This window comes from Pimelobacter simplex (assembly GCF_024662235.1).
Lineage (GTDB): Bacteria > Actinomycetota > Actinomycetes > Propionibacteriales > Nocardioidaceae > Nocardioides.
The window spans coordinates 5811143-5823641 of sequence record NZ_CP096276.1 but is presented as its reverse complement, the minus strand read 5'-3'; the positions used below and the strand labels follow the sequence as shown (position 1 = coordinate 5823641).

Here is a 12499-nt window from a genome sequence, read left to right as displayed (position 1 = left end):
CGCGGGGACGGTGCTCGCATGAGCGAGACCCCCACCCTGCACGACGAGCTCGTCGCCGCGCTCCAGGACACCAGCCGCGACGACTACGAGATCGTCGCGGCCGGCCCGGCGACCGAGGAGCAGGTCGTGGCGCTCGAGGCGGCCCTCGCCCTCACCGTGCCCGCACCCCTGCGCGCGCTGCTCGGCGACCGGCTCAACGGGCTGGCGGTCCTCACGCGCACCGAGCTGTGGCCCGCGCCGCAGGTATTCGACGTCGGCCCGGCCTGGACCTTCTGGCCGGGTCTCGTGGTGCTCGGGGTGGGCGGGGAGGACCTGCCCGGCTGGGCCTCGATCGAGGAGCGCGCCGAGGGGCTGCGCGAGGCGGGGATCACCGACGTCGTCCCGGCGTTCGCGGTCTACGGCGACGGGGACCGCACCTGGGGACTGCGCCCGGACGGCTCCGTGGTGCTGGCCTGGGCGTCGAGCGGCGAGGTCGACGTGCTCGGCACGGACCTCGCGAGCGCCTACCGCGAGGAGGTCGTCGCGCTGCACCAGCGCACCGCCGACATGGTCGCGCTGCGGCGCGAGCGCGGCGAGCTCTGACCTCGACGGACGGACCGGGCGCGCGCCTCGCGCGCGGACTTGGCACGATGGTCCCGTGACCACCTCCGCGCAGCCGCTGTCCGCCCTCTCCGCCGACGAGCTCGCCACCCGCCTCACCACGGTGCGTGGCGCGTACGACGACCTCAAGGCCCGCGGCCTGACGCTCGACCTGACGCGCGGCAAGCCCGGCGCCGACCAGCTCGACCTGTCCAACGCGCTGCTCGGCCTGCCCACGTCGTACCGGGACCGCTCGGGCGCCGACGTGCGCAACTACGGCGGCCTCGAGGGCCTGCCCGAGATGCGCGAGATCTTCGCCGACCTGCTGGGCGTCGACGTCGCCGCGGTGGTCTGCGGCGGCAACTCCAGCCTGACGATGATGCACCAGGTGCTCACCGCGCTGCTGCTCAAGGGCGGCCCCGACTCGCCCCGCCCGTGGGGCGAGGAGCCGGTCGTGAAGTTCGTCTGCCCGGTGCCCGGCTACGACCGCCACTTCACCATGCTCGCCGAGCTGGGCATCGAGATGCTCCCGGTCCCGATGACCCCCGACGGCCCCGACCCGGTCGCCGTGCGCCGCCTCGTCGCCGACGACCCGGCCGTCAAGGGCCTGTGGATCGTGCCGACGTACGCCAACCCGACCGGCGCGGTCTGCTCCGCCGAGGTCGCCGCCGAGCTGATGGCGATGCCGACCGCGGCGCCCGACTTCCGGATCTTCTGGGACAACGCCTACGCCGTGCACCACCTGACCGACGACGAGATCAAGAGCGCCGACGCGCTCGGGCTCGCCGCCGCCTCGGGGCACCCGAACCGGCCGATCATGTTCGCCTCGACCTCCAAGATCACCTTCGCCGGCGCCGGCGTCGCCGCGCTCGCGGCGTCCCCCGAGAACAAGGCGTGGTACCTCCAGCGCCTCGGCTTCGGCTCCATCGGCCCGGACAAGATCAACCACCTGCGCCACGTCGAGCTCTTCGGCGACGCCGACGGCGTCCGGGCCCACATGCGCAAGCACCGCGACCTCATCGCGCCGAAGTTCACCGCGGTCGAGGACGCGCTGTCCTCGCGCCTGACCGGGCTCGGCATCGCCGAGTGGACGGTGCCGACCGGCGGCTACTTCGTCAACCTCGACGTCCTCGACGGTACGGCGTCGCGCGTGGTCGCGCTCGCCAAGGAGGCCGGCATCGCGCTGACCCCCGCCGGCTCGGCGTTCCCCCACGGCGACGACCCGAACGACCGCAACATCCGCCTCGCCCCCACGTTCCCGGTGCTCGCCGAGGTCGAGGCCGCGATGGCCGGCGTCGCGGTGTGCGTCGAGCTGGCCGCGCTGGAGAAGCTCAGCGCCTGAACGGCGTCAGCCGCACGGTGGTGAGCGGCCCGATGTCGAGCGTCGGGTCGTCGGGGGTGTCCCCGGCGATCCGCGCCGGCACGGCGACCGGAACCTGACCGCGCGCGAGCTGGAGCACGAGCAGCGACGCGCGCTCGGACTCGGGCTCGGCACCGGCGAGGTCGCCGGTCCACTCCAGGTCGCTCGTGGCCCGCTCCCCCGGCGCCAGCCGGACCGGACCCGCCGGGGCTTCGGACGTCCCCGGGCCCACCTCGTTGACGAACGTCGTCCCCCAGGTCCCGCGGGCACCCACCCCGGGCACCCCCTCGACCACGCACGGCCCGTCCCCGGTGTTGCGGACGACGACCCGGCTGTAGCGGTGCCCGGCCGCCTGGTCGAAGCCCTCCAGCGTGACCGCGACCCGGTCGGGGGTGCAGTGCTCGGCGCCGGACGCCGTCGCCCGGGTGCGCAGCAGCGCCGACAGCGCGGCGTCGTCGAGCTCCTCGTCGGGAGTCGGCGCGGCACCGTCCGGGCTCTCGTCCCACCCGGGCGCGAGCTCCTCGTGCCCGGGCGCGGCCGTCGTGACACCGGGCTCGGCCGGCGCTGCCTCCGGCTCGCCGGTGCAGGCGGTCAGCACCGGCAACGCGGTGAGTACGGCCAGGAACCCGAGAGCACGCTTCACGCCGTCACCCTAGGCGGATCGGCGAAAAGCACGACGCCCGCCGTACCCCGAGGGGCGCGGCGGGCGTCGGTGCTGACGGGTGCCTGGATCAGGCCGGCGGCCTGGCGGCCGCAGTCTTCAATCGCCTCGGCATACGAGCAAGCTCGTCTGCGCTCGGCTCAATCAGACTTCATCCTCAGCCGCGACGTTCTTGATGCGGTTGGGGTCGACCTGGACGCCGGGGCCCATGGTCGTGGAGACGGTGACCTTCTTCAGGTAGCGGCCCTTGGAGCTGGCCGGCTTGAGCCGCAGCACCTCCTCGAGGGCAGCGGCGTAGTTCTCGGCGAGCTGCTGCTCGGAGAAGGACGCCTTGCCGATGATGAAGTGCAGGTTGGCGTGGCGGTCGACGCGGAACTCGATCTTTCCGCCCTTGATGTCGGAGACGGCCTTGGCCGGGTCCGGCGTCACGGTGCCGACCTTGGGGTTCGGCATGAGGCCACGGGGACCGAGCACGCGGCCGAGGCGGCCGACCTTGCCCATGAGGTCCGGGGTGGCGACCACGGCGTCGAAGTCGGTCCAGCCGCCGGCGACCTTGTCGATGAGCTCGTCGCTGCCGACGAAGTCGGCGCCGGCCTCACGGGCGGCGTCGGCCTTGTCGCCGTTGGCGAACACGAGGACGCGGGCGGTCTTGCCCGTGCCGTGGGGCAGGTTGACGGTGCCGCGCACCATCTGGTCCGCCTTGCGGGGGTCGACGCCGAGGCGGAACACGACGTCCACGGTCTCGTCGAACTTCTTCTTGCTGCTGGTCTTCGCGATCTTGATCGCGGCGAGCGGTGCGTAGAGCTCGTTCTTGTCGAACGTCTCGGCAGCCGCGCGGTAGGTCTTGCTGCGCTGCATGAGTGGTCCTCTGCTTTCAGGAGATGTGGTCAGCGGGCCAGCGCGGCCCTCCCACAGTGGTTCAGGCGCCCTCGACGGTGACGCCCATGGAGCGGGCGGTGCCCTCCACGATCTTCATGGCGGCGTCGATGTCGTTGGCGTTGAGGTCGGGGAGCTTGGTCGTGGCGATCTCGCGCACCTGGTCCTTGGTCAGCTTGCCGACCTTCTCCTTGTGCGGGACGCCCGAGCCCTTCTTGAGGCCGGCGGCCTTCTTGATCAGCTCCGCGGCCGGCGGGGTCTTCGTGATGAAGTCGAAGGACCGGTCCTCGTAGATCGTGATCTCGACCGGGATGACGTTGCCGCGCATGGACTCGGTCTGCGCGTTGTACGCCTTGCAGAAGTCCATGATGTTGACGCCGTGCGGACCGAGGGCGGTACCGACCGGCGGGGCCGGGGTGGCCGAACCGGCCTGCAGCTGCACCTTGACCAGTGCGGCGATCTTCTTCTTGGGAGGCATTCCTGTGCCCTCTCTTTCTTCTCGTGGTCATGACGAGGAGCACGTCGTGCTCCTCTGCCACCTGCGTCACCGGCCCGAGGGCCGGGGAACCCAGACATTCTTCCGCGCCCGTGCGCGGACGGCGAAATTCCGGCCCACGCGGGGCCGAGCGGTCAGACCCGCTGGATCTGACCGAAGCTGAGCTCGACCGGGGTCTCCCGGCCGAAGATCTCGACGAGCGCCTTGACCCGCTGGGCCTCGGCGTTGATCTCGGTGATCGTCGCGTGCAGCGTCGCGAAGGCGCCGTCGACGATGAGCACGGAGTCGTTGACGCCGAAGTCGGCGACCTCGATCGGCTTCTTGGCCGGCGTGGTCGACGTACCACCGGACGAGGTGGCCGCGGCGGCCTCGGCCTCGGCAGCAGCCGCGGTGACCACGGCGGGGGCGAGCATCTTCTCGACCTCGTCCATGCTCAGCGGGACCGGCTGGTGGCTGTGACCCACGAAGCCGGTGACCGACGGCGTGTGCCGCACGGCGGCCCAGGACTCGTCGGTGAGGTCCATCCGGACCAGCACGTAGCCGGGGAGAACGGTGCGCTTGACCATCTTGCGCTGGCCGTTCTTGATCTCGGCGACCTCCTCGGTGGGGACCACGATCTCGTGGATGTAGTCCTCCATGTTGAGGGAGTGGATCCGGTTCTCGAGGTTCTGCTTCACCCGGTTCTCCATGCCGGAGTAGGTGTGCACCACGAACCAGTCGCCGGGCTTGGCCCACAGCTCGCGGCGGAACGCCTCGAGCGGGTCCTGGTCCTCGGGCTCCTCGTCGACATCGGACTCGTCGTCGGCCGCAGCCTCGGGCTCCGGGTCGATGTCGGTCTCGTCGTCGGCCTCGGCCTGCACCTCGGCCTCGACGTCGACCTCGACGTCAACCTCGACGTCGGCGTCGGTCTCGATCTCGTCGGCCTCGTCCACCTCAGCTGCCTCGTCGGCGAGCTCAGCGGCCGCGAAGGCCTCGGCGGCGGCGGTGTCCTCGGCGTCGTGGGCCGGGTCGTACTGCTCGGACACGTGCTGCTCCATCAGTTGTCTCGTACGGGTCACTCAGGCGGGCACGAGCGCGCCCACCCGGTCAGATGTCGTCGGCGCCGGTGAAGATCTGGAACGCGAGCTTGCCCAGGGCAAGGTCGAGCACCGAGACGAGCGCGATCATCACGAGGACGAAGACGAGGACGACCACGAAGTAGGTGCCCAGCTGCTCGCGGGTCGGGTAGACGACCTTGCGGAGCTCGGCGACCACCTGGCGGTAGAAGGTCACCGGGCCGGTGCGCTTCTCGGGCTGCTTGCCGCCCGAGGAGTCCTTGCGGCCCCCACGGACTGCCGGAGCATCCGCCACGCTGCTCACCTTCTCCTTGTCGTGCTGGACGTCGTCGCCAGCATCTTCGTCATCTCTTGCAGGGCACGAGGGACTTGAACCCCCAACCTTCGGTTTTGGAGACCGATGCTCTGCCAGTTGAGCTAGTGCCCTCCGCGGCTTCTCCCGGATCGTGCGCACCCTGGTTCAGGGCGCGACTCACCATGTGGAAGATCCACCAGAGAGCACTCTACAGATGCACCCGGTGCCGACCAAAGTACGGACCGAACCCAACCACGGCGAGCACCGCTTCAGGCGCGCAGCGAGGTGACGAGCGCGAGCACGTCGTCCACGACGCCGCGCAGCACCGGGAGGCGGCTCATCCGGACGAGCCGGTCCACGAGCGGGACGAGCCCCCGGACGAGGGTGCGGGTACGGCGCTGGCCCTCGCTGGCGTCGTACACCCAGAAGAGGACGACGCCCATCTGGAGCAGCCACAGCAGCTCGGGCAGCTGGGCGTGCAGCGCACGGGAGACCTTGGCGTCGGAGCCGTCCAGGAGGCGGCGCATGAGGTCGATGCTGCCGTCGCGGGCCGGCGCGGACTCGGTGCTGAACGGCGAGAGCGGGCTGGCCGGGTCGGCGGCGTTGCGGAAGAACTGCGCCGCGAAGGCGTGGTGCGGTGCCGCGACCGTGAGCCAGGCCTCCAGGCTGCCCTGGAGGCGGGCGGCGAAGCCGGACTCCCGGGCGAGCACGTCCTCGACCGCACCCTGGTGCTCGCCGAGCAGCTCGTCGTAGAACGCCTGGACGAGGTGCTCCTTGGAGGCGAAGTAGTAGTACGCGCTCCCGAGCGAGACCCCGGCCTCCTTGGCGACCGCGCGCATCGTCGTGCGGTCGTAGCCGTCCTCCCGGAAGAGCCGCAGCGCGGTCGCGAGGATCGCGTCCCGGGTCTGGGCGGCCTTGGGGGTCCGTGGTGTCTCCGGCACGGGCTCCACCCTAGAGAGGCTCACCGGGGGGCGGCGGGGTACGCCGGGCCGTAGGCCACCGGGTAGCGCGGCATCGGGGGCGGCGGCGCGAGGCGCTGGAACTCCTCGATCCGGTGCCGGCGGCGCAGCCGGTTGAAGACGTAGACGTTGACGAAGTGCAGCACACCGAGCGTCAGCAGCACGACGCCCACCTTGACGCTCAACGAGTCGAACAGGCCCTCGGCGTCGTGGATCCGGCCGCTGCGCACGAACAGCGTCACGAAGCCGAGGTTGAGCAGGTAGAAGCCGACGACCAGCAGGCGGTTGACCGCGTCGGCGAGGCCCTCGTCGCCCTGGAAGACGTCGGCCAGGAAGACCCGGCCGTTGCGCGAGAGCGTGCTGGCGACCCAGATCGTGAGCGGCACGGTGATCGCGAGGTAGACGAGGTGGCTGGCGATGGTCCAGTTCATGGTCGAACCCTTTCTTGAACACGTTCAAAACCTTGTGCCTGCAGCGTAGGCCAGGTTTTGAACGTGTTCAAGTCTTGGTTCGAGGTGGTCAGCAGACGGGTCGCTCCCACTGCACGGCGATCGACGACCAGCCGTCGGTCTTCCCCGCGGTCCGGATCACCAGCGGCGACTCCGCGGCCACCGCGGCCGCCGGCAGCCGGAAGGTGATCCCGTCGCCGCGCGTCTCGATCGCGATCGCGCCGCACGGCAGCCCGTCGGGGACCTCGGCGCCCTCGGGGACCTCGGCGCCCTCGGCCGGGTCGGTGCCGCCCGTCTCCAGGCGCGGCCCGGGGTCGATGCCGATGTCGGCATCGGCCTTCCCGGGCGGCACCTCCTGCACCTCGGGCAGGAGCTCGTCGGCGTCGTAGCTCACCTCCGCCTCGACGCCGTGCTCCGCCAGCGCCCGCTCCAGGCCGGCGGCATCGTCGAGGCTGGCGATCGTGACCACGATGTCGCCGTCCGCCTCCTCCTGGACGGCGAACGCGGGCCCCGGCTGGAGCAACACCGCGCCGGTCGCGATCGACCCGGCGGCGACGAGGCCGGCGCCGGCCGCGGCCCACCGCCGCCGACGGGTACGACGGGGCGAGGGCCGCCGATCGGCGACGTGCCGGCGCAGCTCGGTGAGCAGGGACTGCTCGAACGTGTCGAGGGTGGATGTCATGACGGAACCTCCGGTGCGAGTGCGGCCTCCGCGACGGGGTGCGGGGGCTGCAGGTGGGACTGGACCAGGCGCCGGCTGCGGTGCAGCCGGACCCGCGCGGTGGCCGGCTTCACCCCCAGCACGGCCGCCGCGTCGGTGACCGACAGGCCCTCGATCGCGACCAGCTCCATGAGCGCGCGGTCGCGGGGACGCAGGGCGCCCAGGGCGTCGTACAGCTGGCGGGTCTCGCGCTCGGCGTCGATCCGCTCCTCGATCCGGGCCAGGCTGTCGCCGTCGAGGAGGCGGCGCCCGGCGACCTTGCGGACGGCGGTGCGCTGGCGTCCCTGGCGGCGGAACTCCGCGGCCACGACGTTGCGCGCGACCCCGGTGACCCATGCCGCCGGTCTCCCCCGGCGCGGGTCGTAGCCGCCGGCGGCGTCCACGGCGGCGAGGAAGACGTCGGCCGTCAGGTCGGCCGCGAGGTGCGGATCGCTCACCCGGCGAGCGACGAACCGCTGCACCAGCTCGAGGTGAGCGCGGTAGAACGCCTCGAAGGCGTCGGGGTCGTGGCCGATGCGGCGGACGTCGTCCGAGGCACCGGCGGGCTGGTCGCTCATGTCCCCTCTTGGCCCTAGGGGTGCCCGACGTTACAGCGGCGCCCCCTACGATGGCGCCGTGCGGGATCTCCAGGCGTTGCCCAAGGCGCACCTCCACCTGCACTTCACCGGCTCGATGCGGCACGCCACGCTCCTCGAGCTCGCCGAGCGCGACGGCATCCACCTGCCCGACGCGCTCGTCTCCGAGTGGCCGCCGCACCTGACGGCCGCCGACGAGAAGGGCTGGTTCCGCTTCCAGCGCCTCTACGACGTCGCCCGCTCCGTGCTCCGCACCGAGGACGACGTACGACGGCTCGTGCGCGAGGCCGCCGAGGACGACGTCGCCGACGGTGGTCGCTGGCTCGAGATCCAGGTCGACCCCAGCGGCTACGGCGCCCGCTTCGGCGGGATCAGCGCCTTCACCGACCTGGTCCTCGACGCGGTCCGCGACGCCTCCGAGCGCACCGGCCTCGGCATCGCCGTCGTCATCGCCGCCAACCGCACCCGCCACCCGCTCGACGCGCGGACCCTGGCCCGCCTCGCCGGTCAGTACGCCGGACGCGGAGTGGTCGGCTTCGGGCTCTCCAACGACGAGCGCCGCGGCCGTACCTCCGACTTCGCCGGCGCCTTCGCGATCGCCGAGCGCGCCGGCCTCCTGCTCGCGCCCCACGGCGGCGAGCTGCGCGGGCCCGAGCACATCCGGGTCTGCCTCGACTCGCTCCACGCCGACCGCCTCGGCCACGGCGTCCGCGCCGCCGAGGACCCCGATCTCCTCGCCCGGATCGTCGACGCCGGCGTCGCCCTCGAGGTGTGCCCCGTCTCCAACGTCGCCCTCGGCGTCTACTCCGACCTCACCTCGGTGCCGCTCCCGACGCTCCTCGACGCGGGCGCCACCGTCGCCCTCGGCGCCGACGACCCGCTGCTGTTCGGCTCCCGCCTGGCCGGGCAGTACGCCACCATGCGCGCCGCCCACGACCTCGGCGACGACCGTCTCGCCGAGCTCGCCCGGATGTCCTTCCGCGCCAGCCGCGCCCCCCAGGAGGTCGTCGACGCGGCCCTGGCCGACATCGACGCCTGGCTCGGGGCGTAGCGCTACCACCCGGCGGGCAGGATGGCTCCATGAGCGGCCTGTCCTACGAGCCCTACCGCGCGCCGGCCTTCGGCCACGCGGTGCCCGAGGGCGGAGCGACGTACCGGATCGCGAGCACGCACCCCCAGGCCGTCACGGCCCTGGTGTTCGCCGTCGTCGGGATGGTCGGCGTCCTGCTGACGCCGTTCACGATCGTCTCGTTCGCGGCGGCGATCTGCTCCCCCATCGCGATCCGCACCGCGCTGCGCGCCCGGCGTTCGATCCGGAACAACCCGGAGGCCCACCGCGGCGCCGGGATCGCGACCGCCGCCCTCGTCACCGGCATCGCCGGAACCGTGCTCGCGGCGTTGCTGGTGCTGGCGGTGGTCGCCGTCCTGGCGGCCGTGGTGGGCCTGGTCGCGTGGGTGGTCTCCGCGATCCTCTAGGGGGCAAGGGGCGTCAGCTGCAGGGCAGGTACGACCGGCTGACGGTCAGCCGCTTCCCGTCCTTGAGCGTGATCCGGGCCGCGACGGTGGCCGACGACGCTGCCGGCGCGCGCAGCACGAACGAGCGCTTCCGGAGCTGCTGGCCGCGCAGGCTCGCGGCCGGGCGGCCGTTGACGCTGAGCTGGATGCGCTGGGCCCGCTTCGCGGCCTTCTTGGCGATGCCGACGGTGACGGTGCCGGCCGGGCAGGACCGCGCGCCGGGAGCGACGTACGAGCGGCCGGTGCCGGTCACCGGGGAGGCGTCCCCGAGCGGCTGGAGCGCGATGACGAGGCGGACGTCGAGCGAGCCCACCCGGTGGCCCGGCTCGCTCCCCTGCGCGGAGAGCCATGCCTCGTAGTCCAGGTCGACGGTCCCCGCGGGCAGGAACGCCGTGATCGTGGCGGTGCCCCGCCCGGTGCGGACGAGGCGCGTCTCGCTCTCGGCCGTGTCGAGACGAACATAGGCCCCCATGTCTCCGTGCGCGCCCGATCCCGTGGCGACGAGGGTGATCGTGGCCCACATCGGACGGGCGAGGGCGAAGGAGCCGTCCAGGTTGCTGTCGGCGTTGGCAAGGCCGTTGCACGCCGTGGTGGCGGGCAGCACGGGGATCGCGCTGGCCGCCAGCGAGGACGTCACCGTGATCGTCGCGGGCCCGGTCCGGATCGGCGTCGCGACGACGGCGGTCGCCGCCTTGACGCTGGCGTTCGTGACGTCCGTGGGCGTGGGGCCGGTGATCTTGCCCGCGACGGCGTAGGAGTCGCGGACGGTCTTTCCGTTGTCGGTCCAGGTCGGGGTGTCGAACGTCTGCGACCCGCCACTCCCGGTGCACCCGCTGTTGGAGTCGCGGTAGCTCCCGCTGGACGAGAGGCGGCCCTCAGCCGCTGCCGCCCGTGCGGGTGCAGGGACGAGGGCGGTGCCCGAGAGGACGAGGGCGCTGAGGCACAGCGCGGCCAAGCCGCGCCGCACGAGGTGCGGGTGGTTCATGGGGTGGAGTCACTCCTGAGATCGTGATGGGGGGTGACTCGACGCTAGGCGCGGTGCGGGCGGCGTACCGGCGGCTTGGGGGATTCTTTACGCAGCGCGCCACTTCTCAGAGCGCGCAGCCGATCAGCACAGGCTCGTTGACCAGGTCGATCCCGAACCGCGCCGCCACCCCGTCGCGCACCTCGCGCGCCAGCGCCAGGAGCTCGTCGGTGCTGGCGCCGCCGCGGTTGGTCAGCGCGAGCGTGTGCTTGGTCGACAGCGAGACCCGGGCGCCGGGGCGGTCGAGGCCGAAGCCCTTGCAGAAGCCGGCGTGCTCGATGAGCCAGGCCGCGCTGGTCTTCACGCCCCCGTCCCCCTGCGGGTACGACGGCGCCCCGTCGGGCACCCGCGACGGGTCGACGATCGGGTTGGTGAAGAAGGAGCCCGCGCTCCAGGTGTCGTGGTCGGCGGCGTCGAGGACCATGCCCTTGCCGCGGCGTAGGCCGAGGACCGCCGTACGGACGTCGGCGAGGGGGGCGCGCTCGCCCACGGCGACGCCGAGGGTGCGGGCGAGCTCGGCGTACCCGACCGGGGCGGACAGCTCGTCCTGCGGCAGGCGGAAGGTGACGTCGAGGACGAGGTGGCGGCCGGCGTCGGCCTTGAACCGCGAGTGGCGGTAGCCGAAGCGGCACTCCTCGGCGGTGAAGACCCGCTCGCCGCGGAGCATCCGGTCCCACACGCGCACCCGGGCGATCGTCTGGGCGACCTCCTGGCCGTAGGCGCCGACGTTCTGGATCGGCGTCGCGCCGACGGTCCCCGGGATGCCGGAGAGCGCCTCGATGCCCGACCAGCCCTCGGCGACGGCGCGCGCGACGAAGTCGTCCCACGGCTCGCCGGCCGCGACGGTCACCTCCCCGACGCCGGTGCCAGCGTCGGGGTCGACGTCGATCCCGCGGGAGGTGAGGTGCACGACCGTGCCCGCGAAGCCCGCGTCGGCCACGACGAGGTTGCTGCCGCCACCGACCAGGAGCACCGCGTCACCGGCGGCGTCGGCCGCCGTCACCGCGGCGACGAGCGTCGCGGCGTCCGGGGCGGCGACGTACCGCTCCCCCGGGCCGCCCAGGCGCAGCGTCGTGAGGTCCGCGAGGGACGGGTCAGGCACGGACCGAGACCTTGGGCGCGCCCAGCACCTTGGTGCCGTCGCTGGTGATCTCGAGGGCGAGCGTGAGCAGGCCGGCGTCGTTGCGCTCGCCGACGGTCCCGGCCACGGTCACCCGCGCCGCCCCCTCGGCCGGTACGACGACCGGCGCGACGAACTTCGCCCCGAGCTCGACGACCTCGGCATCGCCGGTCCACTCGCGGACCGCGCGGCCCACGAGCGCCAGCGTGTACATGCCGTGCGCGATGACCCCCGGCAGCCCGACCGCGAGCGCGATCGACTCGTCCTGGTGGATCGGGTTGTGGTCCCCGCTCGCGTGGGCGTAGGCGACCAGGTCGGCCCGGGTGATCTCGTAGGTGCGCGCCTCGAGGACGGCGCCCGGCGTCAGGTCGCTCATGCGGCACCTCCACGGTGGACGAGGGTGGCGGTCGCCGTGCAGACGAGGGTGCCGGTGGCGTCGGTGATCTCGCTGGCGGTCGCGACGATGTCGTTGCCGCCGATCGACCGCACCCCGGTCACGGTCAGCGTCGCGGTGAGCGCGTCGCCGACGACGACCGGACGCTCGTACCGGAACCGCTGGTCGCCGTGCACGATCCGGGACAGCTCGACCTGCTCGGCGGCGAGGAAGTCCTGGAGGGCGGCGAAGGTGACCACGATGGGGAAGGTCGGCGGGACGGCACCCCCGGCGCTGCCGCCGACGGCCGCCGCGAAGGCCGAGACGGCCTCCTCGGTGACGGCCAGGGGCTGCGTCGCGGGGAAGGCACGTCCGACCAGGGAGGCGTCGATCGGCATACGGCCCACCCTATCGAGCCCCGAGAACGACGACAGCCCGCCT

At 72.7% G+C, this 12499-nt stretch carries 17 protein-coding genes and 1 tRNA gene; 4 read left to right on the top strand and 14 right to left on the bottom strand.

Features of this window, described 5'->3' with window-relative positions; translation table 11 throughout:
- Positions 1-18 precede the first annotated feature (18 nt).
- Positions 19-582 carry a hypothetical protein gene (locus M0M48_RS28545; RefSeq protein WP_257753719.1) on the top strand — a complete coding sequence of 188 codons (564 nt, stop codon included), beginning with the start codon at positions 19-21 and terminating at the stop codon, positions 580-582.
- A 55-nt stretch (positions 583-637) separates the two neighbouring features.
- Positions 638-1921 carry an aminotransferase class I/II-fold pyridoxal phosphate-dependent enzyme gene (locus tag M0M48_RS28540; RefSeq protein ID WP_215813500.1) on the top strand — a complete coding sequence of 428 codons (1284 nt, stop codon included), beginning with the start codon at positions 638-640 and terminating at the stop codon, positions 1919-1921.
- Here M0M48_RS28540 and M0M48_RS28535 read toward each other — a convergent pair.
- The 10 genes from M0M48_RS28535 to M0M48_RS28490 all read right to left on the bottom strand — a co-directional run bounded on the left by M0M48_RS28535 (position 1911) and on the right by M0M48_RS28490 (position 8008).
- Complete coding sequence (locus tag M0M48_RS28535) at positions 1911-2582, bottom strand: DUF4232 domain-containing protein (protein ID WP_257753718.1); 672 nt, start codon at positions 2580-2582, stop codon at positions 1911-1913. The two genes, M0M48_RS28540 and M0M48_RS28535, sit on opposite strands and share 11 nt — an antisense overlap.
- Before the next feature lie 162 nt (positions 2583-2744).
- Positions 2745-3458, bottom strand: a complete 714-nt coding sequence (gene rplA, locus M0M48_RS28530) for a 50S ribosomal protein L1 (RefSeq protein ID WP_215813502.1) — start codon at positions 3456-3458, stop codon at positions 2745-2747.
- A 61-nt stretch (positions 3459-3519) separates the two neighbouring features.
- Positions 3520-3954 (bottom strand): 50S ribosomal protein L11, encoded by a 435-nt coding sequence (gene rplK, locus M0M48_RS28525; protein ID WP_215813503.1) that lies wholly within the window; start codon positions 3952-3954, stop codon positions 3520-3522.
- Between the two features lie 152 nt (positions 3955-4106).
- Positions 4107-5009: a transcription termination/antitermination protein NusG gene (gene nusG, locus M0M48_RS28520; protein WP_374586961.1), complete on the bottom strand. Its 903-nt coding sequence runs from the start codon at positions 5007-5009 to the stop codon at positions 4107-4109.
- 49 nt (positions 5010-5058) lie between these two features.
- Positions 5059-5322 (bottom strand): preprotein translocase subunit SecE, encoded by a 264-nt coding sequence (gene secE / locus M0M48_RS28515; protein ID WP_215813505.1) that lies wholly within the window; start codon positions 5320-5322, stop codon positions 5059-5061.
- A gap of 59 nt (positions 5323-5381) precedes the next feature.
- Positions 5382-5454, bottom strand: a tRNA-Trp gene (locus M0M48_RS28510).
- A gap of 137 nt (positions 5455-5591) precedes the next feature.
- Positions 5592-6263 carry a TetR/AcrR family transcriptional regulator gene (locus M0M48_RS28505; protein WP_257753717.1) on the bottom strand — a complete coding sequence of 224 codons (672 nt, stop codon included), beginning with the start codon at positions 6261-6263 and terminating at the stop codon, positions 5592-5594.
- Positions 6264-6283: 20 nt separating this feature from the next.
- Positions 6284-6712, bottom strand: coding sequence for a hypothetical protein (locus M0M48_RS28500; protein WP_215813506.1), 429 nt, complete (start codon positions 6710-6712; stop codon positions 6284-6286).
- Positions 6713-6800: 88 nt separating this feature from the next.
- Positions 6801-7412 carry a hypothetical protein gene (locus M0M48_RS28495; RefSeq protein WP_257753715.1) on the bottom strand — a complete coding sequence of 204 codons (612 nt, stop codon included), beginning with the start codon at positions 7410-7412 and terminating at the stop codon, positions 6801-6803.
- Positions 7409-8008 carry an RNA polymerase sigma factor gene (locus tag M0M48_RS28490; RefSeq protein WP_257753714.1) on the bottom strand — a complete coding sequence of 200 codons (600 nt, stop codon included), beginning with the start codon at positions 8006-8008 and terminating at the stop codon, positions 7409-7411. Before M0M48_RS28490 ends, M0M48_RS28495 begins: the two co-directional genes overlap by 4 nt.
- A gap of 58 nt (positions 8009-8066) precedes the next feature.
- On the opposite strand from M0M48_RS28490, the gene M0M48_RS28485 reads away from it, so the two are divergent.
- A complete protein-coding gene (locus M0M48_RS28485; protein ID WP_257753713.1) occupies positions 8067-9077 on the top strand; it encodes an adenosine deaminase in 1011 nt (336 codons plus the stop codon).
- Between the two features lie 29 nt (positions 9078-9106).
- Positions 9107-9502 (top strand): hypothetical protein, encoded by a 396-nt coding sequence (locus M0M48_RS28480; RefSeq protein ID WP_257753712.1) that lies wholly within the window; start codon positions 9107-9109, stop codon positions 9500-9502.
- 13 nt (positions 9503-9515) lie between these two features.
- Here M0M48_RS28480 and M0M48_RS28475 read toward each other — a convergent pair whose 3' ends face one another.
- From M0M48_RS28475 to M0M48_RS28460, 4 genes are all read right to left on the bottom strand, one after another.
- Entirely contained in the window at positions 9516-10526 is a 1011-nt protein-coding gene (locus tag M0M48_RS28475; RefSeq protein ID WP_257753710.1) for a hypothetical protein, read from the bottom strand.
- Positions 10527-10632: 106 nt separating this feature from the next.
- Entirely contained in the window at positions 10633-11667 is a 1035-nt protein-coding gene (locus M0M48_RS28470; RefSeq protein ID WP_257753708.1) for a UDP-N-acetylmuramate dehydrogenase, read from the bottom strand.
- On the bottom strand, positions 11660-12061 hold the full coding sequence (locus M0M48_RS28465; protein WP_252372842.1) for a MaoC/PaaZ C-terminal domain-containing protein: 402 nt from the start codon (positions 12059-12061) through the stop codon (positions 11660-11662). The genes M0M48_RS28470 and M0M48_RS28465 overlap by 8 nt, the downstream gene beginning before the upstream one ends.
- On the bottom strand, positions 12058-12456 hold the full coding sequence (locus M0M48_RS28460; protein ID WP_257753707.1) for a MaoC family dehydratase N-terminal domain-containing protein: 399 nt from the start codon (positions 12454-12456) through the stop codon (positions 12058-12060). Before M0M48_RS28460 ends, M0M48_RS28465 begins: the two co-directional genes overlap by 4 nt.
- Positions 12457-12499: the final 43 nt, after the last annotated feature.

What these genes read in the sequence shown, in the direction of transcription:
- M0M48_RS28545 (WP_257753719.1), top strand. Translation starts at nt 19, where the DNA reads ATGAGCGAGACCCCCACCCTGCACGACGAGCTCGTCGCCGCGCTCCAG.
- rplA (WP_215813502.1), bottom strand. Translation starts at nt 3,458, where the DNA reads ATGCAGCGCAGCAAGACCTACCGCGCGGCTGCCGAGACGTTCGACAAG.
- rplK (WP_215813503.1), bottom strand. Translation starts at nt 3,954, where the DNA reads ATGCCTCCCAAGAAGAAGATCGCCGCACTGGTCAAGGTGCAGCTGCAG.
- nusG (WP_374586961.1), bottom strand. Translation starts at nt 5,009, where the DNA reads ATGGAGCAGCACGTGTCCGAGCAGTACGACCCGGCCCACGACGCCGAG.
- M0M48_RS28500 (WP_215813506.1), bottom strand. Translation starts at nt 6,712, where the DNA reads ATGAACTGGACCATCGCCAGCCACCTCGTCTACCTCGCGATCACCGTG.
- M0M48_RS28495 (WP_257753715.1), bottom strand. Translation starts at nt 7,412, where the DNA reads ATGACATCCACCCTCGACACGTTCGAGCAGTCCCTGCTCACCGAGCTG.
- M0M48_RS28490 (WP_257753714.1), bottom strand. Translation starts at nt 8,008, where the DNA reads ATGAGCGACCAGCCCGCCGGTGCCTCGGACGACGTCCGCCGCATCGGC.
- M0M48_RS28480 (WP_257753712.1), top strand. Translation starts at nt 9,107, where the DNA reads ATGAGCGGCCTGTCCTACGAGCCCTACCGCGCGCCGGCCTTCGGCCAC.
- M0M48_RS28475 (WP_257753710.1), bottom strand. Translation starts at nt 10,526, where the DNA reads ATGAACCACCCGCACCTCGTGCGGCGCGGCTTGGCCGCGCTGTGCCTC.
- M0M48_RS28465 (WP_252372842.1), bottom strand. Translation starts at nt 12,061, where the DNA reads ATGAGCGACCTGACGCCGGGCGCCGTCCTCGAGGCGCGCACCTACGAG.
- M0M48_RS28460 (WP_257753707.1), bottom strand. Translation starts at nt 12,456, where the DNA reads ATGCCGATCGACGCCTCCCTGGTCGGACGTGCCTTCCCCGCGACGCAG.